The organism is Thermovenabulum sp., assembly GCF_049723235.1.
Lineage (GTDB): Bacteria > Bacillota > Thermosediminibacteria > Thermosediminibacterales > Thermosediminibacteraceae > Thermovenabulum.
Map to the genome: position 1 here is coordinate 20,715 of NZ_JBNARB010000013.1, position 24,434 is coordinate 45,148.

A 24,434-nucleotide genomic window follows, 5' to 3' on the forward strand; every position below is an offset into this window, starting at 1 on the left:
ACAAAACCAGGGTTTTCACACCCTGGTTTTTGTTTTATACTTTCCAGGTTTTAACCTTTTTAAAGGAAAATGAATAATATAAATGTACTCAAAAATTCTATACAGGGGGAAGGCTTATGAAGCTTCCCGCAGTTGCCTTCGGGGAAAGGCCTTTAAAAATCACGAAGCCCTATCTTGCGGGCACCGACGTAAGACGCCTCCAGCAGGCGCTGAAGGAATTAGGGTTTTACGATGAAAGGGTGGACGGGATTTACGGTAAAATTACCGATAAAGCCTTTAAAAGGTTTAAAAAATATCTGGGAGAAGAAAGGGACGAAAGGGTATTTGAAATCCTGAAAATTTATCAGGATTACGGCATAGGAAGCTGGAAAACCGTTCGGGGAGATTTTTCCAATGCCGGGCATATACCTTTTATCATTCCCGATAAATTGAACTCTCTTTTTTACAAAAATATAAAAGACATAAAAGCAATTACCGCATATAAAAATCGTATATTCGTAACTTGTGAAAATATTCTTATATGTATGGATGCGAAGACGGGCAGGGTTTTATGGTATAATAACGAAATAAATCCCCGGTACCCGGTAACCGCCACTTCCGACTGCCTTATTGTTCCCGATGAGGGGATAACCGTAATTGAACCTTACAGGGGAAAAGTGTTAGAAAAAATCAAGCTCGAACACCCGGCTTTTGGAAGCCCCGTATATTTTAAAGGAAAAATTATTTTCGCCGATGAAAAGGGGAAAATTTCCGCTGTTATCCAGAAAAGGGGCATTGTCTGGGAATTTAATCCGGGAGGTATTTTTACTACACCGCCTGCGGCTTACGAAGATAATCTATTTTTTGCTTCTTATGACAGGAATGTCTACTGCCTTGACATGATGGGCGGGGTTCTGTGGGAGGCCAAAATTTCCGACTATATCAATGAACCATTATTTTTACAGGACACCCGTGTCTTTGCCCTGGGGGATGGAAGATTATTTGCTTTTGACAGATTTTCGGGCGAAAATTTATGGTTTAAAGTGCTTCCAGAAAAGGATTTTTCCTCTTGCTGCCTTGGCAGGGGAAAGGTGTATATATTAAGTAAAAAGGGGAATCTTTACATATTAAATAAGGACGATGGGGATTTTTCCGGGGTAATGACTTTGCCGATAGAACCTGCGGGCTTACTTTTTGGAAATGATGAAAAACTTCTAATAGGAAGTAAGGGCGGTCTTTTTGTATATAAAATATCGGAAAACGGGGTAACTTTAAAAGAAAAATATCTGGAAGGCCATGAAATAAGGGCCGTAGCCTTTACGGGCAGGTGCCTTTTTGTGGCAACAAAAGAAGGACTATTTGTTTTAAGCTGAGGAGGGATATTTTTGAGCGGCAAACCCATCGGAGTATTTGATTCCGGCATAGGCGGACTTACGGTGGCAAAAGAGATTATGGAGCTTCTCCCCGGGGAATCCATAGTGTATCTCGGGGATACCGCCCGGGTGCCTTACGGGTCTAAATCCCCGGAAACCATAACCCGCTATGCCTTTGAAGGGCTGAATTTTCTTTTATCAAAGGATGTGAAGCTGGTGGTGATTGCCTGCAATACGGTAAGCGCCACATGCCTTGAAAAACTGCAGGAAAGTTCAAATGTGCCGGTAATCGGAGTGATAGACCCGGGAGCAAAAGCGGCGGTGAGGGCGACCAGGGGGAAAAAGGTGGGGGTCATAGGCACGGAAAGGACGGTAAAAAGCGGTGCCTACGAAATTGCCATAAAAAATATGGACCAAAGTATCATAATACTTTCGAAGGCCTGCCCCCTTTTTGTGCCTCTGGTAGAAGAAGGATGGTTAGATAAGGAGGCCACCTATCTTACCATCGCCGAATACCTGATGCCCTTAAAAAAGCAGGGCATAGATACCTTAGTGCTGGGATGCACCCATTATCCCCTTTTAAAGCCCGCCATTTCCCGGGTGCTGGGGGAAGGTATAAAATTGGTGGACTGCGCCAGGGAAACGGCGGCGGTAGTGAAAAGCACCTTAGAGGAATCCTCTCTTTTAAACAAAAAAATTCCGGCAGAGGGAATTTCTCATAAATATTACGTCACCGACAACCCGGAAAAATTTCGAGAAATCGGGGAGATGTTTTTAAAAAGGAAAATCGAGCATATAGAAATGGTAAGATTATAATTTATTCGGGCTTTTCTAATGAAAGGCCCGTTTTTTTTAACAAAAGAAGCGGTTTAAACATAGTATAGAATATGAAAAAGAAAAAATAAAAGGAGGGAGCCACCATTGAACACCTCGTGGCTGAAGGTCATAGGTGAGGTACTCACCAGCGAAGCAGTTATGGAACCCGTAATTGCGGCTTTACTGGGATACGGAATTAACGTCTACAACAAAAACAGAAGGTTCAGGATGATAATGGAAATAACCGCCGATGTGGTGGATTATATAGAGGAGCACTACAAAGAGTGGGGGATAAAGGGAAATCAAAAGATGGAAAAATTCCTGGAAATCTTTGCAAGAGAGTTTAAAAAGCATTTCGGGAGAAAGCCGACCCGGGAAGAACTGGAAACTGCAAAAATTCGGGCAGAAGCTCTTGTTTTTCGGGCAAGACTTGCCTCCATGAATTATTACAATTACGATAATTACAATATAATTAAAAAAAGTGTGATAAAAAAATAGTTTTGTTGCATAAAATTGGGCAAAAATATATAATATTAATGTATTTTAGGTTTTTTGAATGGAGGAAAATAAGGGTGGACATCAAGCAGAAAATAAGGGAGGACATAAAAAACCTGGTAATTTCGGCTCTGAATGAGGCAAAAAAAGAAAAGGTCCTGGACTTTGATGAAATTGCTCCCTTTGCAGTGGAGGTTCCCCGGGAAAAGGCTCACGGGGATTTTGCCGCCAATGCGGCCATGGTCATGGCGAAAAAAGCAAGGCAAAATCCAGTGAAACTGGCGGGGATCATCAAGGATTATGCGGAAAAGCACCTGTCCATTTTTAAAGGCATCCCCGTGGAAAGGATAGAGGTGGCGGGGCCGGGTTTTCTGAATTTTTATTTGAAAAGGGACTGGGCTCATGAAGCCCTTTGCTGCATATTAAAAGAAGGTGAAAACTACGGCAGGCAGAATATAGGGAACGGGAAAAAGGTTCAGGTGGAATTTGTGAGTGCGAATCCTACAGGGCCGATGCATATGGGCAATGCCCGGGGTGCGGCCCTTGGCGATGCCTTAGCCGAGCTTTTAAAGACCGCCGGATACGATGTGACAAGGGAGTTTTACATAAATGACGCGGGAAATCAGATTGAAAACTTTGCTTTATCCCTGGAGGCCAGGTATTTACAGCTTTACGGCATACCGGCCGAAATCCCCGAGGGAGGCTACCACGGTGAGGACGTAATAGAACATATGAGGGAGTTTGCACAAATAGAAGGCGATAAATACCTGCATGTGGACCCCGAAGAGAGGAGAAAGGTTTTTGTCGAATACGCTTTAGAAAAAAATATCCGCCGCATGAGGCAGGACTTAGAAAATTTCGGTGTGAATTTTGACATCTGGTTTTCCGAGAGGTCCCTGCACGAGAGCGGAAAGGTTTTAAAGACCATTGAGGAGCTCAAAGAACGGGGGTATGCCTACGAGAAGGACGGGGCGCTGTGGTTTGCCGCTACCAAATTCGGCGTGCCAAAAGACGAGGTTCTAGTACGCCAGAACGGTATCCCCACTTACTTTGCCGCAGATATTGCCTATCATAAGGACAAGTTTGACAGGGGATTTGAGTGGGTGATCGATATCTGGGGAGCGGATCACCACGGCCATGTGCCCAGGGTAAAGGCGGGGCTTGCGGCTCTCGGCTATGACCCGGAAAGGCTGACGATTATCATAATGCAGCTTGTCAGGCTTTTCAGAAACGGCGAAATAGCCCGCATGTCAAAGAGGACGGGTAAAGCTGTTACCCTTTCGGACCTCATCGAAGAGGTCGGCAGGGATGCGGCCAGATTTTTCTTTAATTTGAGGGGTGCGGACACGCATTTAGATTTTGACTTAGATTTGGCCGTAAAGCAGTCGGAAGAAAACCCCGTTTTTTACGTGCAGTACGCTCATGCGAGAATTTCAAGCATACTAAGGGTTGCTAAAGAACAGGGTGCGGATATTGAATTTGAAAATCTCTCCGAGGAAGAGATAAGGAAGTTGGCGGGACTTTTAAAGGAAGACGCGGAAGTGGAGCTTGTCAAAAAACTTGCGGAATTCCCGGAAGAAATACGCATTGCCGCAGAAAACCTTTCTCCCTATCGAATAGCCAATTACGCTTTGGATTTAGCGTCGCTTTTTCACTCCTTTTACAACAGCTGCCGGGTGCTGACGGAGGATGAGGATTTAACCCGGGCCAGGTTAATTCTAATTTTCGCCACCAGGAGGGTTTTGAAAAACGCTTTCAGGATACTGGGCATATCGGCACCCGAGCGCATGTAAAATACCCTGAGCTAAGGGGTTGGTAAATTGAAAGAAATCGAAATTATAAAGGCTCAGTTAGAGCTCCTGCTCTCTCATATCGAAGAGGGAATACATATTGTGGACGATGCGGGAGTAACGGTTTACTACAACGATGCGGTGGCAAAAATAGAGGGACTTACCAAGGAAGAGGTAATCGGAAGGCATATTTTAGAAATATTCCCCTCCTTAGATGAAGAGAAAAGTACCCTCTTAAAGGTTTTGAAAACCGGAGAACCCATTTACGAAAAGGAACAGACCTTTACCAACTACAAGGGAAAGAGGATAACGAGCATAAACACCACCCTGCCTATTAAAGTGGGCGGCAAAATAATCGGGGCGATGGAAATTTCCAGAGATATCACTTCGGTAAAGGACCTTTCCGAGAGGATAAACGACCTGCAGGCAATAATCTACGGCAAGAAAAGGCCAGATGAAAAAAAGACGGGTGCGGTTTTCACCTTTGAGGATATAATAGGAGAAAGCAGGGGGATAAAAGAGCTGAAAGCCCTGGCAAAAAAAGCCGCCAAAAGCGCCATTCCCGTCCTCATATGGGGAGAAACGGGAACGGGCAAAGAGCTTTTTGTTCAGGCCATCCACAATGAAAGTGCAAGGAAGAATAAGCCTTTTATTCCTCAAAACTGCGCCGCTCTTCCGGCCACCCTCCTGGAAGGGATACTTTTCGGAACGATAAAGGGAGGGTTCACGGGAGCGGAAGATAGACCCGGGCTTTTTGAACTGGCCGACGGTGGGACTTTGTTTCTCGATGAGATAAACTCCATGCCCATGGAGCTTCAGGCAAAGCTTTTAAGGGTTCTTCAGGAAGGCACCGTCAGGAGAATAGGGGATACAAGGGTAAGATGTGTGGACACCCGGGTGATTACCGCCTGCAGCGAAGACCCCGTAGAAGCGGTGGGAAAAAAGAGGCTCAGGGAAGACCTGTTTTACCGGATAAACGTGGTTTCCCTGAGGATTCCTCCTTTAAGGGAAAGAAAGGAAGACATCCCGATTCTGGTAGATTACTTTATAAAAAAATACAGTCCCGAAAACGAGGGTTCAATAAAGGTGTCCCAGGCGGTTATGGACATTTTTTATGAATACCCGTGGCCCGGCAACGTAAGAGAGCTCGAGCACGCCATCGAAGGCGCTCTGGTTATAATGGAAGGCGACACGATACTTCCGGCCCATCTTCCCCTGCAAATAAAAAGTTATTTTTCACCCGTCAGGGGGAATATAATATATCAGGAGAGTATGAACCTGCAGGAAACCTTAGAGAAGGTAGAAAGGGATTTAATAAAAAAGGCTATTGAAAACACCCGGGGCAACATTTCCAGGGCAGCAAGGCTCCTGGGAATTCCCCGGCAGACCCTTCAGTATAAACTCAGGAAAATTAGTGAAATTAAAGGCGAAAATTACCTGAAGGAAGAAAAGGAGATAGAAAACTCCAGCTAAAATGATAAAATCAAGGAGGAATTTTAATTTTTACCAAGAATATATTAAAATATATTATTTTTTAAAATTATTTTTGCGAAAATTCCCCTGTGCGGTTTTACCGGTAAAGAGGAAAGAAAGGGAGGTTTTTAACTGTGAAAATAAGATGGTTCGGTCATGCGTGCTTTATGCTGGAGTCCGTGGCGGGCACCAAGATTGTCACCGACCCATTTGACGGCAGCGTGGGATATAAAGTACCCAAGGTTGAAGCCGATGTGGTCACCGTAAGCCATGACCACTATGACCACAACTATGTGGAAGCGGTTCACGGAGACCCCACCATTATAAAAGCTCCGGGGGAGTACATCACCTGCGGAGTCAGCATTAAAGGGATTTCTGCCTTTCACGACGAAGCAAAGGGTGCCAAAAGGGGCCAGAACATAATCTTTGTGTATGAAATAGATGGAGTAAGGATATGCCATGTGGGAGATTTAGGACATCTTCTTTCCAAATCCCAGATTGAAGAAATCGGCAGGGTGGATGTGCTTTTAATCCCGGTAGGCGGAACTTTCACTCTTGATGCGGAAGGGGCTCTTGCGGTAAAGGACCAGCTTTCACCTAAGATTACTGTGCCCATGCACTTTAAGACTCCGGCAGTAAGCATGCCAATTGACCCCGTAGACAAATTCCTGGATAAGGTAGGAGGAGGAGAATTTTTGGATTCCAACACCTTGGAGGTCACAGCGGATGACCTCAAGGGCGAGGTAAATCGTGTGGTGGTTTTAAAATACGAATAAAAAGCAGCAAATTCGCTGCTTTTTTTGTTATTAAATTTAATAAACTTCCCTTGAAACTGATGTAAAGTATACTTCAATCCCTGTTAAACCCAGGGATTTTTTTATGACATATGCTCCAAAACATATGATTTTAAATAAGTGCATACCTGTTTGGGCATAAAATTAAAAAACGATAATAAAAATTTTACTGAGCAAAATAGAAGTTTTTCGAAAAATTAATTATAATAACATTAAAGAATTTCATATATTCGATTTTTTCACGGATGAGGATATTTTAAAATTCATGATTAAATGCGGTCGTTATTTTTGTAGATATTTATGGAATACTTATTGTGGAAATATAAAATAAAAAAGAATGGCAGAAATTATGTCTAAATAAGATGTTATTGACGGAAAATACAAAAAAATATAAAATTAAATTACAAAGATTTAAAATTAAATAGAATATAAAGACGATAAAGGCAAACCCGTCGAAAGGCGGGGGCGCAAAGCTGCGGGCCTAAGGTCAAAAGACTATGGCAGCCGGGTTGCCGAATCTTTAAGAATAGAAAGAATATAACCCTTTTCGGCAATACCGGAAAGGGTTTTTAAGTTTTTTGTGCTCATCCTTTCGATAAAGGCAAATCCGTCGAAAGGCGGAGGCGCAAAGCCACGGGTCTAAGGCAAATTGCTATGACGGCCGGGCTGCCGAAAAAGGGGGTCAATTATAATGAAAAAAATAGAGGCTCTGTTAATAAGCCTGTTTTTGTTAGTATTTATATTTATACCTATGTCTATCATTTTTGCTGACGAATTAGAAAAAATAGAAAAAAATGGTGTAATTATAATTAAACCTCCATTAAAAGTGGAAGGAAAAGTATGTATTGCGGGGAATACATCAAAAGAGAAAATAAAAATCCTTGTCAGAAAGGGAAATAAACAAATATGGTATAATGTCGACTTAAATGATGATAAAAAATTTGAAAAGACTTTATGGCTAACGGAAGGAAAAGGAGAATACACGATTAGCGTGATGGTGCATGAATACGACAGAAAATACAGCTATGGGCCAACTTTCAAGGTTATTAATACTCTCGAGTTGGACAAGTATTTGACGCCTTCAAAGGATGTGGAAAGCGATGCGCCGGAAATAATTACGCTGGCAAAGAAATTGACGGAAGGTAAAAATTCTGACATAGAGAAGATGAGGGCGATCTACGAATGGGTGGTAAAAAATATCGAATACGACTTTGAAAAGTACTCAGAACATCAAAGGGGAAATTACAATAACGTCTACGGTGCTTTAAATACTTTGAAAACGAGAAAAGGGGTTTGCTACGACTTTGCAGCATTAACCGCTGCCCTCGGGCGGGCAGCAGGAGTGAAGGTGAAACTCGTCAAGGGGGAGGGGAAACTTGGGGACTTTCAGGGATTACATACATGGAATGAATTTTTTAGCGAAGAAGAAAATAAATGGATAAACATAGATACTACATTCGGTGCTGTAGGTGAAGAGGAATATTTTGATAACGAATATTTCAACAGAAACCATTTCAAAATAGAGGAATATTAAGAAAGATATAAAAATAAAAATTAAAATATAGTCAAGTAAAACGAGAAGGAATAAAAAAAGATAAAAAATTTTAAAGAAGGATAAAAAAATTAAAAATAAATATAAAAAAACCCGAAGCCTCTGCTAAGCTTAATATGATGTAAATTATGGCAGTGATAAGGAAATAAAATGGACAATATATAAGGTCTTCAATTGAAATTTAATAGAAGACTTTAATTTTTACAATCATGCAAAAGCACTTAAAAATACAAATTATTACAAAAAGCAACAAAATTAACACATTGACATATAATGGAAAGACTGTTATTTTGATATTGTCATTAATTTTATTATAAATAACTATATAACAATATATAAATTGGGGGACAATGAAGTATGTCCTCTAATGTGGGCACCTATGGGGACATACTGAGTCAATGGTGCAACCGACCCAATCTTAAACGGATTGGGTCTTTTATTTTGTGTAAAAATTCAATTTTATTTACATATTTTACAAAATAACTGGATATAAATAGTAAAGAATGCTTTAAATGGAAAGTTACAAGGAGGATATTAATGAAAATTATATTAAAGGTTATAAATATCCTAATCACAACAGCGTTAGTTATATTAATTGTTTTTTCTTCTCTTTTGATTTATCAAACAAGAACAGAAAATACCAAAATGGCATTCGTATTAGGGTACAAACCTCTAACAGTGCTATCAGGAAGTATGGCTCCTTTATTAATGCCAGGAGATGTAGTGGTAATTAAAAAGGTTAATCCCAATGATATAAAAAAAGGAGATATTATTACTTTTATTACAAATGACAATGTTTTAATTACCCATAGAGTAACAGAAATAATAGATAAAGATGGCAAAAGACTTTTTGAAACAAAAGGTGATGCGAATAATGTGGAAGATTCAAAGCTTGTAACTTCAGACAATATAATTGGTGTAATGAAAATAAAAATCCCCTATGCAGGGTATATAGGAAGATATGCCAAAACACCCATTGGATATTTAGTTATGATATTAATTCCCGGTTTGCTTCTTTTAGCCGGAGAAGTAACAAATGTCTACAATACACTTATAAAACAAAGCAATACACAAAAATAAAAACATAGTTTTTCAGCAAATCGGGGATAGAATAATAAGAAACAAAAAGGGGGTGATGATAAAAATAATAAAATAAAAAGAGGTTATTCCCTAAAGGGAGATAACCTGACAAAATATTTATACTCCTAATACAATTTTATCACAGTATGTAGAATTGTTAAGAGGGTTTTCAAAAAAATGAAAAAATTAAGGAGGCAACCGAAATGAGAAGAAATATAATTATAAGTTTGATACTAATCGCCTTATTGGCATTCGGAATAGGAGCGGGGACCTTTGCATGGTTTACAAGCCAGGCGGTAAGCCAGAATAATACTTTTACTTCGGGAACATTGAAATTAAATGAAAATGGTTTATCCGATTTTGCTGATCTTGGGAATATTGGAAACATGGCGCCAGGAGATACCACAAAAGAGGTAAGTTTAGTAATAGAAAATGATGGTACTTTAAACCTTGCATGGTTTGGAAAATTTAATGTTTCTCCTGCAGTGGAGAACGGTACGACAAAATTGGCAGAGGCTATTTACATAAAATACGCCAAAATGGAGTTTTTAAGAGCTGATGGTTCAACGTGGGAAACTACTGATGAATTTATTAAAGACGGTGTAGGAGCAGGCTTATATGGAAGTTATTACAACAACCTTATTGATCCAACGCTTGGAGTTATAACTTTAAAGAACTTTTTAAATGACAACGCAATGGGAGCTGGCCCTGGTGTTCAAATGGGGGCTTTGAAACCCGGCAATAAATATAAGTTTACATTTGTTCTGGGTTTGGCTCCTCTTGCAGGAAATGAATACCAGGGGGATGCAGAAGGTATTAATCCCATAAATATTTCTTATGAGGTAAATGCTACACAATTAGACTCAGGAGCCCTTGCAGCTTTAGATGCCCAGCATGATGAATATCAAAGTCTTACTAATCATTTGAGTTGGTTGAATCAGCAAATTGATAAACAATAAAACAATAAAGAGAATCTAATCTTGGGGTGAGCAACAACTCACCCCAAAACACTAATCTTTGAAAGAGGTGTAGGATGTGAAAGCTAAAATTTTTCTTGCTATTATCAGCATTGTTGTTGTTTTCTGCCTGATTGGAATGGGAACCATGGCATGGTTTACCAGCAGGGCAGAAAGCACTGAAAATACTTTTGTGACCGGCACGCTGCACCTTGGAGGTAAAATTGATGGAACCTTTGAAAAGGAAAGATTTGCAACCCTGCAATTTAAGAATATGCAACCAAATGAAAGTAGAGAATTAGGGCCTATAGAATTGAAAAATATGGGCACCCTTCCTTTAAAAATTTACAGAATAAGCGCCGAAAATGCTGTAGGTAACTTAGAACTGGCAGGGGTAATAGGGATAAAAGTAAGATTTGGAGACACTATTGTATTTGATGGCAAATTATCGGATCTTTTTTTCAATTCAAAAGGATTTTTTACTTTTGAACAAAGGTTATCTCCTGAGGAAGAAACCAGCTTTTTTGTAGAAATCAAAATGGATGAAACGGCAGATAACTCTTATCAGGGCAGAGAACTTAGTTGCAATTTATTGATACATGCAGTCCAAACGAATAAAACTACGGTCATGATAATGGACAGTCTGGGAAATCCGCTTCCCGGAGCTGAATTTAGTTATTGGAACGGGCAAAAATGGATTTCCTTAGGCACCACCGACAGCAGCGGAAGTATTGGGTCAATATTTCCACCAAATCTTTCAACAACTCATGTTCAAATAACATATAAAGGCTATACTAAAACAGTGACCCAGGACATTAGGAATCAATCCTTTTTTGTTTTCGGTACATCCCCGGTAACGGTGAAACTTGTAGGAAGCGACGGACAGCCTATTCCTGGAGCAGTGGCTACTGTTAGTTATGCACCTGATTATCCTGGACCGGTAGATGGAAGCTACAGGATTTTGGGGACAACGGATGAAAATGGTGAAGTTAAAGCCGAGCTTCTTCCCTATGATTATTATTTCAAAATGTATTATAAAGGAGCTTACACGGCAGGTATTTCGTATAACATTGTTGCAAATCCTGTAATTATTTTTAAGACGGGGAAAGTACACTCGCTTAGCGGTAAGTGCACATCTCTTCATCCTTCTTATGGTGGCTCATGGATTCCTTTTACTCAAGATATAGAACTTTTACCAATGAGCTATGAGTTCAAATTTAGCGATGGCAATCCTAACCAAACTGCTGAGGTTATTGCAGGCCAGGTGACGTATATACATTAATTTTTTAAAAATAGGAAGAGGGGGGCTGAAGATATAAGCCTCCCTATTTTAAAAAAGTTAACTATAAGTTTTAAAATGCAAAAGAAATTTTATAAAAAGGAAGGGGGGATAGTGGATTGAATAATAGTCGAATGAGGTATGCTGTAGCGGTTTGTGCTACTATTTCTATACTAATTTTTGTTTTTAACAGTAATACTATATTGCTTGCAACTAACGGTAACCCCGATGTTATATTAAATGTGTTTGGTCAGGGCTCTACGGGAAAAGCAATATTTGGAGGTGGAATCTGGGCTCCTGGGGGAAGTAAGACAGGCACCATGAGAATTCTAAATAATTATGGAGAGAGAGTAAGGGTAGAAAATTTCGGAATAAAAATAGACTTGGAAAAAGCAGATGGTCTGGTAAGCGAAAAAATTTCTCCCGAAAACAGCCTGTATGATATTTTTGCAAAGAATATGAAATTAACCATTAAAAAAGGAAGGTTCTTGGTATTTACAGAAACCCTGTTTAACGGAAGCTTTTACGACCTTCTTTATATAGAAGGAAATGAAAGATACAGAGGATACGGCCTTCCGGACAGCTTAAAATTTAATATTCCTAAAAACGACTATACGGACTTAGAATACAGTGTACACATGGACGAAAACGCCGGGAACGATATGCAGGGTTTGAAAGCCACTGTAGCATTTCTTGTGAACATAAATGAAAACCCCGTAATAAGAGAAAGAGAAGATGAAGAAGAACTGGTAGAAGAACCAATAGAACAATACCCGGATATAGGCGGGCACTGGGCTCAGGACTGCATTACGGCACTATTGCAGCATGAAATAATAAGAGGATACCCTGATGGCACGATAAAACCCGATAATTTTATTACCAGGGCGGAAGCGGCGGTGCTCGTGGCAAGAGCATTAAACCTGGATGAACAACAAGGAGATATACCCTACCAGGACACTTTGCCTGCGTGGGCAAAAGGTTATATAATTTCAGCAACAAAAAAAGGCATTTTCAAAGGCTATCCCGGGAATGTATTCAAACCCCAAAACAACATAACAAGGGAAGAAATGATAACTGTACTCGTAAGAGCCTTTGAAAAAAATATCCAAAAGGACGAAGAACTCAGCTTTAAAGACAAAGACCAGATAGGGCCCTGGGCACTGGAACCCATAAAAGCGGCGGTACAAAACCAAATAATAACGGGATATTCTGATAACAAACTAAGACCGAAAGACAGTATCACCAGGGCAGAAACCTTCACAATAATATGCAAACTCCTGGGGTACCATCAGCAGCATATAAATACCGATAGATAGAGGAGGTGAGATCTATTGAATAGGATAAAAAACACATTGACGAGAGCTTTAATAATTGTATTTTCAGGATTAATGATAAGCACTACATTTTTAATTAATGACAAAACAGCAGCGTGGTTCACATCCAGGGCTGAATACAGTTTTCAAGTGCAGGCTGCATCTGAAGAAGACATAATAGAAGAACTTTTCACTACAAGCGGGGGGAAAAAGACCAATCTAAACCCCGATACTATAATAGTAAAAAAAGCAAAAGACATGAAACCGAACTTTATAATATATTTCACCTTAGAAGATGAAAACAAAAAAAGCAAAACCGGTAGAATAACCGACTACATTCTCCATATTAACCCGTTAGAAATAGATAATAATGGACAAATAAAAATACCTATAAAACTAAAATTCAATTACAGGGACCTAGTATACCTGTGGAACAACTACGACGGAACTACTAAAGGTATAATTACTCTAAAGTACTTAAACGGGTTTATAGTAAAAGAATACCCCGTAGAATTTGAAAATAGTTTCCTGTGGGCAAAGGCGGCAGCTATGCTGACGGGAGCAGAGGAAAAAAGCTACGATAAAAACAAAAAATATGACTTAGAAAAACAAATGAAGGAGCATACAGCAAAAATAATCGAGGAGATAGCGGGCAATATCAGGTGGCAGGAAATAGCAGAATCCCCCAGGGTGGAGCGTTTCACGAAAGATACAATAAATCCCTTTGAAAAAATACAATTGGAAGAAGAACAAAAAAATATAATAGACATAATTGTGCCTGGATTAAGGGAATATATAGAAAGAATGTATAACTACATAGAAAAAATAGTAATTAATCTTAATGAAAAGAATGCCGAAATAGAAAAGCAAAATATGATAATAGAAGAAATGCTGCGGGAAAACGCAAAATTACAAAAAGAAAAAGAAGAACTATTTAAAGAGAAACAGGAACTTGAAAAGCAAAACGCAGAACTAAAAGAGGAGATAGAAAGACTTGAAAAAAGAATAGAGGGATTAGAAAGTGTAAACGAGAGATTAGCAGAAGAAAATAGAAAAAAAGATGAAGAAAAAAATCAACTTCAACAACAAATGCAAGAAATAATAAAGGAGGCAGAGCAAGGAGGAAACACAAAGGAAGTGTCCAATGAAGAAGGCACTATAAAAATCCCGGAAGAAGGTAATGGAGAAAATGAAAGTGAATCAATAGCCAGTGAAGAAAATTCCAGTATAAACCAAAATAATGAAATAAATGCTGATACTAAAACGCCTCAGCAAATAATTACTGAAATGTCTTCTGAAACGAAAAATACCACACTGGATACCAATGAAAATAATTCGGGTACAGGAATTACAAACGACAATGCGGTTGAAAGTTCCACTCAAATAAATGAAAATAAAAATTAAACATATAAATATTAACCCCTGTTAATAATATGCCCCCTTGTGGTAGACAGTTAAAATAATAAAACTGTTTAACATAAGGAGGGGCATATTTTTTTGGGAGAATAATTACGCTGAAACTGCTCAGAAATATCAGGTATATGAAAACGGCGGTTTTGAAGCCTTGCAGGATAGACGTGGTAAAAGCACTGTCTACTTGACAGGGGGTAGGTCAATTTTTTTTGAATAGCAAAATATAGAAATATTTCTAAAAATTATTTATAATATACATAAAATCAACTTATTAAAGAGGGAATTACAATGATTGTTGAAACCACCATCAACGCCCAGACAAAAAATTACTTAAAAGAGCGACAGTTGGCAGATATGATAAAAAACATGAAATTCGATGAAGATTACATCGTCCAGATTTTCAATTTCTTTACGGATGTCCACCCTCAGGATATGGTAAAATTTATGGTAAAGTACGGGATTACCGAAAAAGAATTAATATCCTACTATGAAAATTTCATAAAAGAATATTATCCCAATAAATATATTGAGGAGCTAATAAAAGAAGAAGAATAAAAAAGTTTTATGAAGGATTTAGAAAATTAATTTATATACTGTAAAAATTTAAGCAGTGTGTTGAAATTAAAATAAAAGATGTAAAAAATTTAGTTTAAATAAATAAAATACAGGGGGGAAAGGGGGTAAGTTATAATTCTATAGAAAAAGCCTGAGATTAGATGGGGAGATGTTTTTAATGAATGAAGGCTGGTTAATATTACTAAAAAAAGCCATTGATATTATAGAGAAAGCCGGTATAGCTGAGGATGAATGGTCGTTTGGTGGAGGAAGCGCTTTAACCGTTTATTACCATCACCGGGAGAGCTTTGATGTGGATATTTTTTTGAAGGATGCTCAGCACCTTTTACTTTTGACACCGCGGCTGAATTCATACATAGAAGGTATAGAGGATTACAACGAAATGTCCAATTTTGTTAAGATAAAAATGAGCGATGGGGAAATAGATTTCATATTAGCACCTCATTTAACCCGGGATTGGTATATAAAAAGAGAAATTTTAAATCATTTAATTATGATGGAAACACCGTGGGAGATAGTTATTAAAAAGCTTTTTTACAGACCCGAGAGTTTGAAAGTAAGAGATATAGTGGATACAGCGGTGGTATTAAAGAATGAATGGGATAAAATGCAGGAATACAGCAATATAATCCTTCCTAAAATTGAAATTATAAAAGGAAGATGGGAGAAAATTAAAAATTTATATAAAGAAGAAGCAGAAAAGCTTATAATCTTTGATAAATCCATAATTGCAGAGGCGTTTGAGCTTTTTAGTAACTACATAAAAAGCATTAGTAAGGATAACCGATAATTATTGACAACCCCCTTTTTATTTTTCTAAAATAGAGTGTATGGATTTTTTTATGTACGGAAATTTTTCAAGGGGGACTTATAATGCATACCAAGTTTATATTTATAACCGGTGGAGTCGTCTCTTCGCTCGGAAAAGGCATCACCGCAGCTTCCTTGGGAAGGCTTTTGAAGGCAAGAGGGCTAAAAGTATTCATGCAAAAATTTGATCCGTATATAAATGTGGACCCGGGTACCATGAGCCCCTATCAGCACGGGGAGGTTTTTGTAACCGAGGATGGGGCGGAAACGGATCTGGACCTCGGGCACTACGAAAGGTTTATCGACGTAAACCTGACAAGGGACAGCAACGTAACCACCGGGCAGATTTACTGGACGGTGCTGATGAAGGAAAGAAGAGGAGATTATTTGGGAGGAACTGTTCAGGTAATACCCCACATTACCAACGAGATAAAGGAAAGGATTTTAAACATTGCCCGGAAGGAAAACCCCGATGTGGTAATTACCGAGATAGGGGGAACGGTGGGCGATATTGAAAGCCTTCCCTTTTTGGAAGCAATAAGACAGCTCAGGGCCGACATAGGCAGGGACAACGTCCTTTACATCCACGTCACATTGGTGCCATATCTTTCCAAAGCCGGAGAATTAAAGACAAAACCCACCCAGCACAGCGTAAAGGAACTCCGGAGCATTGGAATTCAGCCGGATATAATAGTGTGCAGGGCGGAAAAGCCCCTCTCCGAGGAGCTGAAAGAAAAGATCGCCCTTTTCTGCAGTGTGGAACCCGAAGCCGTTGTTCAAAACTATGATGCGGAAACCATTTACGAAGTTCCTCTCATACTTCAAAGGGAAGGCCTCGACGAAGTGGTGGCAAAAAAGCTCGGCATTGACGGCATGAAGGCGGACCTTACGGAGTGGGAGGATATTGTAAACAGGATAAAAAATCCGAAAAACAGGGTGAATATCGCCCTTGTGGGAAAATACGTGGAACTTCACGATGCCTACCTCAGCATAGTTGAAGCATTAAACCACGGGGGCATTGCCAACGACGCCCGGGTGTTTATAAAATGGGTGCATTCGGAAGACTTAGAGGAAGAAAATATAAACCTGAAGGAAGTGTTTGAGGGAATAAACGGCATATTGATTCCCGGAGGCTTTGGAGACAGGGGTATAGAGGGAAAAATAAAGGCAATTCAGTACGCCAGGGAAAACAAGATTCCCCTTTTTGGGATATGCCTCGGGATGCAGTGCTCGGTGATAGAGTTTGCAAGAAACGTCTGCGGCTTAAAGGATGCCCACAGCACCGAATTTTCCCCGGATACCCCCCATCCCGTTATAGACCTTATGCCCGAGCAGAGGGGCATAGAGAAAAAGGGCGGCACCATGCGATTGGGCCACTACCCCTGCATGGTAAAAGAGGGCACAAAAACCTTTGAGGCTTATAAAGAAGGAATAATAGAGGAGCGCCACAGGCACCGCTATGAATTCAACAACGACTACAAGGAAATCCTGGAAAATAACGGGCTAATAGTTTCGGGAATATCCCCCGATGGAAAGCTTGTAGAGATAATAGAGCTGAAAGACCATCCCTGGTTTATCGGGACCCAGTTCCACCCCGAATTTAAGTCAAGGCCGGAAAGGCCCCATCCCCTCTTTAGAGAGTTTATTAAGGCCTCTCTCGATTACAGAAAAAAACTCATTGAAGGATAAAACCGGAGAAAAATCTCCGGTTTTTTTATACATTATTACAATTTTTATTGTCTCCGGGCTCTTATTATAATAGAATAGAAATATCATAAAAATTAGAAGATAATTTTCCGGAACCTACAAGGTTATCGAAAGGGGGTATTTTATGCTGAAAAAACTTACCTTTGAAGACCTTTGCTCAAATTGCGACCCTTCCCTTCTGGAGTTTGAGACCACCGACCAGTTAGAGCCAATCTCCGACATCATAGGGCAGCAAAGGGCAATAAGGGCAATGGAATTCGGCCTTAAAATAACGAAAAAGGGTTATAACATATTCATAAGCGGGCCTACCGGTACCGGTAAAACCACCTATGCCAGGCTTGCAGTCTCTAAAGCGGCAAAAGAAAAAAGCGTTCCCGAGGATATAGTTTACGTTTTTAACTTTGCAAAACCCGAAAAACCAACAGCATTATTTTTAAGGGCAGGCATGGGATACGAATTAACTAAGGATATGGAAAAACTCGTAAACGAGGTAAAAAGGGAAATACACAGGGTGTTTGACGATGAATCCTTCGAGGTACAGAGACAGGAAATAGTGGAAAAATACCAGAAAAAATCCGCTGAAATATTTGAGAAGTTAGACGAACAGGCGAAAGCCGAAGGCTTTATAATTCAAAGGAGCCCCCAGGGTTTTATAACGGTGCCCTTAAAAGAAGGTAAGCCCATGAGCCAGGAGGAATTTGATTCCCTCTCCGAGGAGGAAAGAAAGGAAATTGAAGAAAAGGGGAGAGGTTTACAGCCCAAATTGGACGAAGCCCTGCGCAGGGCAAGGATGGTGGACAAAGAAGCCAGGGAAGAACTGATGAAATTGGAAAGAAAAGTTGCTCTCGATGCGGTAAATCCCCTCTTTGAGGAAGTAATATCCAAATACGCCGAATTTGAGGGCGTTGTCAACTACCTGAAGGAAGTAAAAGACGACATGATAAAAAACTTAGCCGCATTAAAACAGGTGACCAGGGACAAAACCGAAGAAATAAACGAGTTTACCGCAATCTTTACCCAGGGAATTCCAAAAGAGGAGTTTTTAACAAGGTATAGAGTGAACCTTTTTGTAGACAACAGAAACACAAAAGGTGCACCGGTGATTATAGAGACGAACCCCACCTACTACAACCTTTTCGGGAAAATAGAGGGCAAGGCCTCCTTCGGCACTGTGGTTACCGATTTTACCATGATAAAAAGCGGCGCGGTGCACAGGGCAAGAGGGGGATACCTCATTATCCAGGCGGAAGACCTTTTCAAGGACCCCTTTGCTTGGGACACCTTAAAGCGCACCCTTAAAAACGGGGAAGCCCGCATAGAAAACATAGGAGAGCAGTACCGGGTAATACCCACGGTATCACTAAAACCCCAGCCCATTCCGGTAGATGTAAAAGTAATACTAATTGGTCCGTCCCTTTACTATTACCTTTTAAACGAATACGATGAAGACTTCAAAAAACTTTTCAAAATCCGCGTAGACTTTGACGTGGAAATGGAAAAGACAAAGGAAAACCTGAAAAACTACGCTGCCTTCATATGCCACATATGCAAAAACGACGGACTTTTACACTTTGACAAAGAAGCCGTGGCAAAGGTAATTGACTACAGCTCCAGGCTTGCCGAGGATAAGACCAAACTTTCCACAAGATTTAACGATATCGTGGAGCTTTTGTACGAAGCCAGCACCTGGGCGGAAATAGAAGGATCGGACCTGGTAAAAAAACAGCATGTAATAAAAGCCATTGAGGAAAAAGCTTACCGCTCCAACCGGGTGGAAGAAAAACTCCTGAAAATGATAGAAAAAGGCGAAATAATAGTAGAAGTTTCGGGGCAAAAGGTTGGGCAGGTGAACGGACTTTCCGTTCTGGACGTAGGGGACTACACCTTCGGCCAGCCTTCCAGAATCACCGCTACTACCTATCTTGGCGATGCAGGAGTAGTAAACATTGAAAGGGAAGTAAAGCTCTCGGGCAAGATTCACGAAAAGGCGGTGCTTATACTTTCGGGCTTTTTGGGAGAAAAATACGCAAAAGACATGCCCCTTGCCCTTTCTGCCAGCATTACCTTCGAGCAAAACTACGGAGGAGTGGAAGGCGACAGCGCCACCTGCGCCGAGCTAATAGCCCTCTTATCGAGTATTTCGGGAATACCCGTAAGGCAGGATATAGCCATTACCGGTTCCCTGGACCAGCACGGCAACGTCCAGCCTGTCGGCGGAGTAACCCATAAAATTGAAGGTTTTTATCACGCCTGCAAAATAAAAGGCCTAACAGGTACTCAGGGGGTAGTAATACCTTCAAAGAACATTGATAACCTCATGCTCAAAGAAGAAGTCCTCGAGGCAGTGAAGGAAGGCAAATTCCACATCTTTTGCGCCGAGACCATAGACGATGTAATAGAGATAATGACGGAAATGAAAGCCGAAGAATTCCATCAAAAAGTGAAGGAAGCCCTGAAAAACCTTGCAGAAAAAGCCAAGGAATTTTTTGACGGCGAATAAAATTTTACCTTTTCGGAAGGAATTTCCTGAAAAATGAAGAATATAATTTATACCGGAACTTATCCAAAAAAATTTTTCACAAATGTTACGCTATGTTACATTTCGTTTACAGTTGATTCTAACTTATTGACGCAAAAGAAACCCCAATGCTATAATACCTTTAGAAGTTAAGCTCAGGGGGAATATCAAATCTTCTCAATCCTTTGAGAGGGGGGATAAGTAAGAAAATACAAGCTTTTATAAAATAAAATAAAATATATAAAAAATAAGGAGGATTTGGGTATGAAATCAATTAAGAAGCTGCTGGCACTTGCGATTATTGCAACGTTAGTGCTCGGCTTAATGCCCGTTGCTTTTGCAGCACCGACGTTTCCTGATACAGCCGGGAAGCCGTTTGAACAGGCTGTAGAGCAATTAAAAGCATTAGGCATTGTAGATGGATATCCTGATGGCACATACAAACCGGATGTGGTTGTAACAAGAGCTCAAATGGCAAAGTTAATAGTTATTTCTCTTGGATTAAATAATGCAGCAGAAATTTCAAAAGGAATTACAATGTTTACAGATGTAAAATCAGATCATTGGGCTTCTGGCTATATAAATGTTGCTTCAAGCTTAGGAATTATTGTTGGTTACCCCGATGGCACCTTCAAACCTGAAGCAACTGTATCTTATCCAGAAGCATTAACAATGTTGGTAAGAGCGCTTGGCTATAAAGACAGCGATCTTCCTGGTACATGGCCTACGAATTATCTTGTAAAAGCTTCAACTCTTGGAATTACAAAAGATGTAACTGTAACTCTTGGCGGAGCGAATCGTGGCGATGTTGCGTCAATGTTAATGAACACATTAAAAACAAAAACTGTAAAACGTACTAATGAAGGATTAGTAGAGGATGTTTTGCTATTATCAAAAATTGCTAAAGAAGCTACATATACCGTAATTGCTACTCCGGAAGTAGATTCAAATGTAGAAGCTGGTAAGGTTGTAACTAAGGAAGGTACAATTTCAGCAGGTTCAATTAATTTCAATGATTATTTGGGCAGAAAAGTAACTGTATTTGAAAAAGATGATAAACCTATCGTTGTTACAAAAGTTGAAGGAGATGTTGTTACAGTAGAGGCATCTAAGGATTCAGTTTCAGGAATAGTGTATTATAAGAAAGACGATAAAACTCCTTATGCTGAACTTAAGGTAGCTACAAATGCTAAAATGGTATATAATGGAACACTATATGATGTTAATTTTGGAGACATAAAAACTGGAGCAAAGGTTACTTTGATTGATACCGATTCTGACAAAACATATGATTACTTAATAGTTAAGTATTATGACGCACCTGTTGTAGTAGCAAAAGATGTTGTAGCTAATGCAACAAAGATATACACTGAAGGATCCACAATAAACCTTACTACTGATGATGAGGGTAAAGTAGATTTAAGTAAAGTTAATGTAAAAATAAATGGAGTTCCTGCAAAGCTCGAAAACATCAAGAAAGATGATGTCCTCTATATAGCAAAAGACAAAGAAACAAAAGCCAAAATGGAATTGTATGTAATTAGAAAGACTGTTAGTGGCAAATTCACAGAAATCAAAGATGGTAAATACGTTATCGGTGGAGTAGAATATGAAGTAATTAATGCAGCGGACAGCCTTTTAGGTAAGGACGTAAAAGCATTACTTGGAGAAAATAATAAAATAGTTAAATTAGCAGAAGTATCAACAACAGCAGTTGAAAATTACGGTTATATTACCGTTACTGGAAAAGTATACGGAGCTTTTGGTGTAGAATCCTATCAGGTAAAAATGGTTAAGCCCGATGGCACAACAGCAGTATTAACAGTAGAAAAATCTAAAGTAGATGATGGTTATATTGATTTTAATGCAATAGCACCGGGATTTGTTAAGTATACAGTTAATGAAAAGAACGAAATCAATGCTCAACCTACACCAGTTACTTTAACGATATTGAGTGGTTATACTGTAGACACTACAAATAATAAGTTAACAAAAGCCAATGCACCAACATATTACATTAATTCCGATACAGTTGTATACAATGTTGATGGTAGTACTGTAAAAGTAGTAAAATTTGCAGATTATGATTATACAGGAGTAACATTAAAGGTTCTTGTATCAGATGATAATTTAAACAATGTAAAATATTTAATTACTGAAGGAACTTTAACTTCTAAGACAGATACAGGAACAAAAGTATTTATTAAATCGGTATCCAAAATTGCAGACAATAAAGCTAGGTTCTATGCAGTTAAATTAGATGGAACATCAGTAGCATATGACTCCACTTTAAATTATGCAGACTATACTACTGCTAAAGGAGTTTATTCCTTAACAATCGACAAGGATGGTAAAGTAACAAAAATAGAAGATATTATAAATGTTCCTAAAGATGAAGTATTAGCAAAGACATCAACAAGGATTAATATCGGTGGAACAGTATATGATTTGGCTTCAACAGTAACAGTATTTGATAAAGACGGTAATAAACTTACAATGGATGATATCGTAGTTAAGACAGATTATGTAGATGGTAGCCAAGTAAAAGCTTATAAGAATACTGATGTAAAAATTGAAATAATAGTTATAGAACAGTAAATAATGCAAGGGGTGGAATATCCACCCCTTTATTTTGTGCGCGCGGCATGCCCGCGACCTTGATGGTGAAAGTCCATTACGGGGGTTGATAGCACCAACCGTTAGCTGAAGGCAAGGGTGTCCACCGCGAGGTGGAATCTGAAGGAAGCCGGAAGCAAAATCCCGGTCCGACGAACAGGAACTGCATATAAGGCATATGTAAGCCGGACGAGTTTGCATAACAAAACGAAGTCCAATGCTATCCGAGGCTTACGGTGTAAATGCAGCGGATATATGGGAGGAAGGGGCGCGAGCTTACCCGCGGAGGTCTGATAGGGACGCTGTGGAGAAGAAATCGAAACGGCAACCCATACAGCGATGTATGGCTGAACTATCAGAAGTCAGCAGAGGCCATAGTATATAGGTGGTCATGAACACCTGTAGAAGGGCCGAACATCAGAAAGTTCCGGAGACTTAAGAGATTCGAGAGGGATGCAAAGAAAGCAGACAACCCCATGGAAATGGGGGCTGACCGCAGGAAGTAAGGGTGGAACCCTGAGGTAATGCGGGAGCGCTGAGTATTCCTCCGGCATCAAAGAGAGGAAGGGACATTATGCAGGAAGTCCAGGAGAGGCTGCTTGAGGAAATACTTGACAGTGAAAACATGAACCTTGCATACAAGAGAGTAAAGGCCAATAAAGGGAGCCATGGAGTAGATGGAATGAAGGTAGATGAACTTCTACCTTATCTGAAGAAACATGGCAAAGAAATCAAGCAGTCAATACTTGAGGGGAGATACACGCCCCAACCCGTAAAGAGGGTAGAAATACCCAAACCAGATGGGGGAGTTAGACTACTTGGGATACCTACGGTGCTTGACAGGATGATACAACAAGCGATAGCGCAGGTGCTCAACCGAATATTTGACCCGAGCTTTTCAAAAAGCAGCTACGGATTCAGGCATGGTAAAGGAGCGCATCAAGCCATAATGGCGGCAAGAGAACACATAAAGCAAGGCAACAACTGGGTAGTGGACATAGACTTAGAAAAATTCTTCGACAGAGTAAACCATGACAAGCTGATGTCATTAGTAGCGAGGAAAGTAAGGGACAAGAGGGTGCTCAAGCTAATAAGGAAATATTTAGAATCTGGGATAATGCTAAACGGAATAAAAGTGAAGAATGAAGAAGGGACACCGCAGGGGGGGCCATTAAGCCCGCTCTTAGCCAACATAATGCTTGACGAATTGGACAAAGAGCTTGAGAGAAGGGGGCACAAATTCTGCAGGTATGCAGACGACTGCAACATATACGTAAAAAGCAAGAAAGCGGGACAAAGGGTAATGGAGAGCATAACCCGGTATATAGAGCAGGAGCTAAAGTTGAAAGTAAACAAGAACAAAAGTGCCGTAGATAGACCCAGTAAGAGGAAGTTTTTAGGATTCTCCTTCTACATAAAAGGAGGGGAAGTCAGGAACTTCATCCATAAAAAGCCCATAGAGAGATTCAAGGATAAAGTTAGGGCAATCACATCAAGGAGCAACGGGAGAAGCATGGAATGGAGGAAAGAGAAACTAAACCAGCTGATAACAGGATGGGTAAATTACTTTAAAATAGCGGATATGAAGAACACAGCAAGGGAACTGGATGGATGGATAAGAAGGAGACTAAGGATGTGCTACTGGAAGCAATGGAAGAAGATAAAGACGAAGCATGACAATTTAGTCAGATTAGGGATAAACGATGTGAAAGCATGGGAGTATGCCAATACAAGAAAAGGCTATTGGAGGATATCCAACAGCCAGATATTAGCAACTTCCATAACTAACGAATACCTTGAAAAGGAAGGCTTTTTAAGTCTAACGAAGAGACTTTCGATGGCATAATAAATTCTGATGAACCGCCGTATACCGAACGGTACGTACGGTGGTGTG

17 protein-coding genes, 1 pseudogene and 3 riboswitches are annotated in these 24,434 nt (G+C 39.9%); all 18 genes and pseudogenes read left to right on the forward strand.

The window, feature by feature from the left end:
• Window positions 1-116: 116 nt before the first annotated feature.
• A complete protein-coding gene (locus tag ACPLOV_RS07585) occupies window positions 117-1,352 on the forward strand; it encodes a PQQ-binding-like beta-propeller repeat protein (protein ID WP_424910946.1) in 1,236 nt (411 codons plus the stop codon).
• Window positions 1,353-1,364: 12 nt separating this feature from the next.
• Window positions 1,365-2,168 (forward strand): glutamate racemase, encoded by an 804-nt coding sequence (gene murI / locus ACPLOV_RS07590; protein WP_424910947.1) that lies wholly within the window; start codon window positions 1,365-1,367, stop codon window positions 2,166-2,168.
• 105 nt (window positions 2,169-2,273) lie between these two features.
• On the forward strand, window positions 2,274-2,666 hold the full coding sequence (locus ACPLOV_RS07595; protein ID WP_424908889.1) for a hypothetical protein: 393 nt from the start codon (window positions 2,274-2,276) through the stop codon (window positions 2,664-2,666).
• A 38-nt stretch (window positions 2,667-2,704) separates the two neighbouring features.
• Complete coding sequence (argS, locus tag ACPLOV_RS07600) at window positions 2,705-4,456, forward strand: arginine--tRNA ligase (protein ID WP_424910948.1); 1,752 nt, start codon at window positions 2,705-2,707, stop codon at window positions 4,454-4,456.
• 27 nt (window positions 4,457-4,483) lie between these two features.
• Complete coding sequence (locus ACPLOV_RS07605) at window positions 4,484-5,926, forward strand: sigma-54 interaction domain-containing protein (protein ID WP_424910949.1); 1,443 nt, start codon at window positions 4,484-4,486, stop codon at window positions 5,924-5,926.
• Window positions 5,927-6,060: 134 nt separating this feature from the next.
• On the forward strand, window positions 6,061-6,702 hold the full coding sequence (locus ACPLOV_RS07610) for an MBL fold metallo-hydrolase (RefSeq protein WP_424908886.1): 642 nt from the start codon (window positions 6,061-6,063) through the stop codon (window positions 6,700-6,702).
• Between the two features lie 450 nt (window positions 6,703-7,152).
• A riboswitch (cyclic di-GMP riboswitch) is annotated at window positions 7,153-7,237 on the forward strand.
• A 73-nt stretch (window positions 7,238-7,310) separates the two neighbouring features.
• Window positions 7,311-7,394, forward strand: a riboswitch (cyclic di-GMP riboswitch).
• A 17-nt stretch (window positions 7,395-7,411) separates the two neighbouring features.
• Window positions 7,412-8,254, forward strand: a complete 843-nt coding sequence (locus ACPLOV_RS07615; protein ID WP_424910950.1) for a transglutaminase domain-containing protein — start codon at window positions 7,412-7,414, stop codon at window positions 8,252-8,254.
• Between the two features lie 352 nt (window positions 8,255-8,606).
• A riboswitch (cyclic di-GMP riboswitch) is annotated at window positions 8,607-8,694 on the forward strand.
• Window positions 8,695-8,809: 115 nt separating this feature from the next.
• On the forward strand, window positions 8,810-9,352 hold the full coding sequence (locus tag ACPLOV_RS07620; protein WP_424910951.1) for a signal peptidase I: 543 nt from the start codon (window positions 8,810-8,812) through the stop codon (window positions 9,350-9,352).
• Window positions 9,353-9,555: 203 nt separating this feature from the next.
• Window positions 9,556-10,311 (forward strand): TasA family protein, encoded by a 756-nt coding sequence (locus tag ACPLOV_RS07625; RefSeq protein WP_424909511.1) that lies wholly within the window; start codon window positions 9,556-9,558, stop codon window positions 10,309-10,311.
• A gap of 76 nt (window positions 10,312-10,387) precedes the next feature.
• On the forward strand, window positions 10,388-11,590 hold the full coding sequence (locus ACPLOV_RS07630) for a TasA family protein (protein WP_424909512.1): 1,203 nt from the start codon (window positions 10,388-10,390) through the stop codon (window positions 11,588-11,590).
• Window positions 11,591-11,706: 116 nt separating this feature from the next.
• On the forward strand, window positions 11,707-12,903 hold the full coding sequence (locus tag ACPLOV_RS07635) for an S-layer homology domain-containing protein (RefSeq protein ID WP_424910952.1): 1,197 nt from the start codon (window positions 11,707-11,709) through the stop codon (window positions 12,901-12,903).
• Between the two features lie 15 nt (window positions 12,904-12,918).
• A complete protein-coding gene (locus tag ACPLOV_RS07640) occupies window positions 12,919-14,304 on the forward strand; it encodes a hypothetical protein (RefSeq protein WP_424910953.1) in 1,386 nt (461 codons plus the stop codon).
• 297 nt (window positions 14,305-14,601) lie between these two features.
• Window positions 14,602-14,868 carry a hypothetical protein gene (locus ACPLOV_RS07645; protein ID WP_424910954.1) on the forward strand — a complete coding sequence of 89 codons (267 nt, stop codon included), beginning with the start codon at window positions 14,602-14,604 and terminating at the stop codon, window positions 14,866-14,868.
• A 178-nt stretch (window positions 14,869-15,046) separates the two neighbouring features.
• Window positions 15,047-15,679, forward strand: a complete 633-nt coding sequence (locus tag ACPLOV_RS07650; protein WP_424909516.1) for a nucleotidyl transferase AbiEii/AbiGii toxin family protein — start codon at window positions 15,047-15,049, stop codon at window positions 15,677-15,679.
• Window positions 15,680-15,762: 83 nt separating this feature from the next.
• Window positions 15,763-17,388, forward strand: coding sequence for a CTP synthase (locus ACPLOV_RS07655; protein WP_424909517.1), 1,626 nt, complete (start codon window positions 15,763-15,765; stop codon window positions 17,386-17,388).
• A 142-nt stretch (window positions 17,389-17,530) separates the two neighbouring features.
• Window positions 17,531-19,906 carry a Lon protease family protein gene (locus tag ACPLOV_RS07660; protein ID WP_424910955.1) on the forward strand — a complete coding sequence of 792 codons (2,376 nt, stop codon included), beginning with the start codon at window positions 17,531-17,533 and terminating at the stop codon, window positions 19,904-19,906.
• 282 nt (window positions 19,907-20,188) lie between these two features.
• Window positions 20,189-22,522, forward strand: coding sequence for an S-layer homology domain-containing protein (locus ACPLOV_RS07665; RefSeq protein ID WP_424910956.1), 2,334 nt, complete (start codon window positions 20,189-20,191; stop codon window positions 22,520-22,522).
• A gap of 556 nt (window positions 22,523-23,078) precedes the next feature.
• Window positions 23,079-24,386: pseudogene (gene ltrA / locus ACPLOV_RS07670) on the forward strand (group II intron reverse transcriptase/maturase); the annotation flags it as partial.
• Window positions 24,387-24,434: the final 48 nt, after the last annotated feature.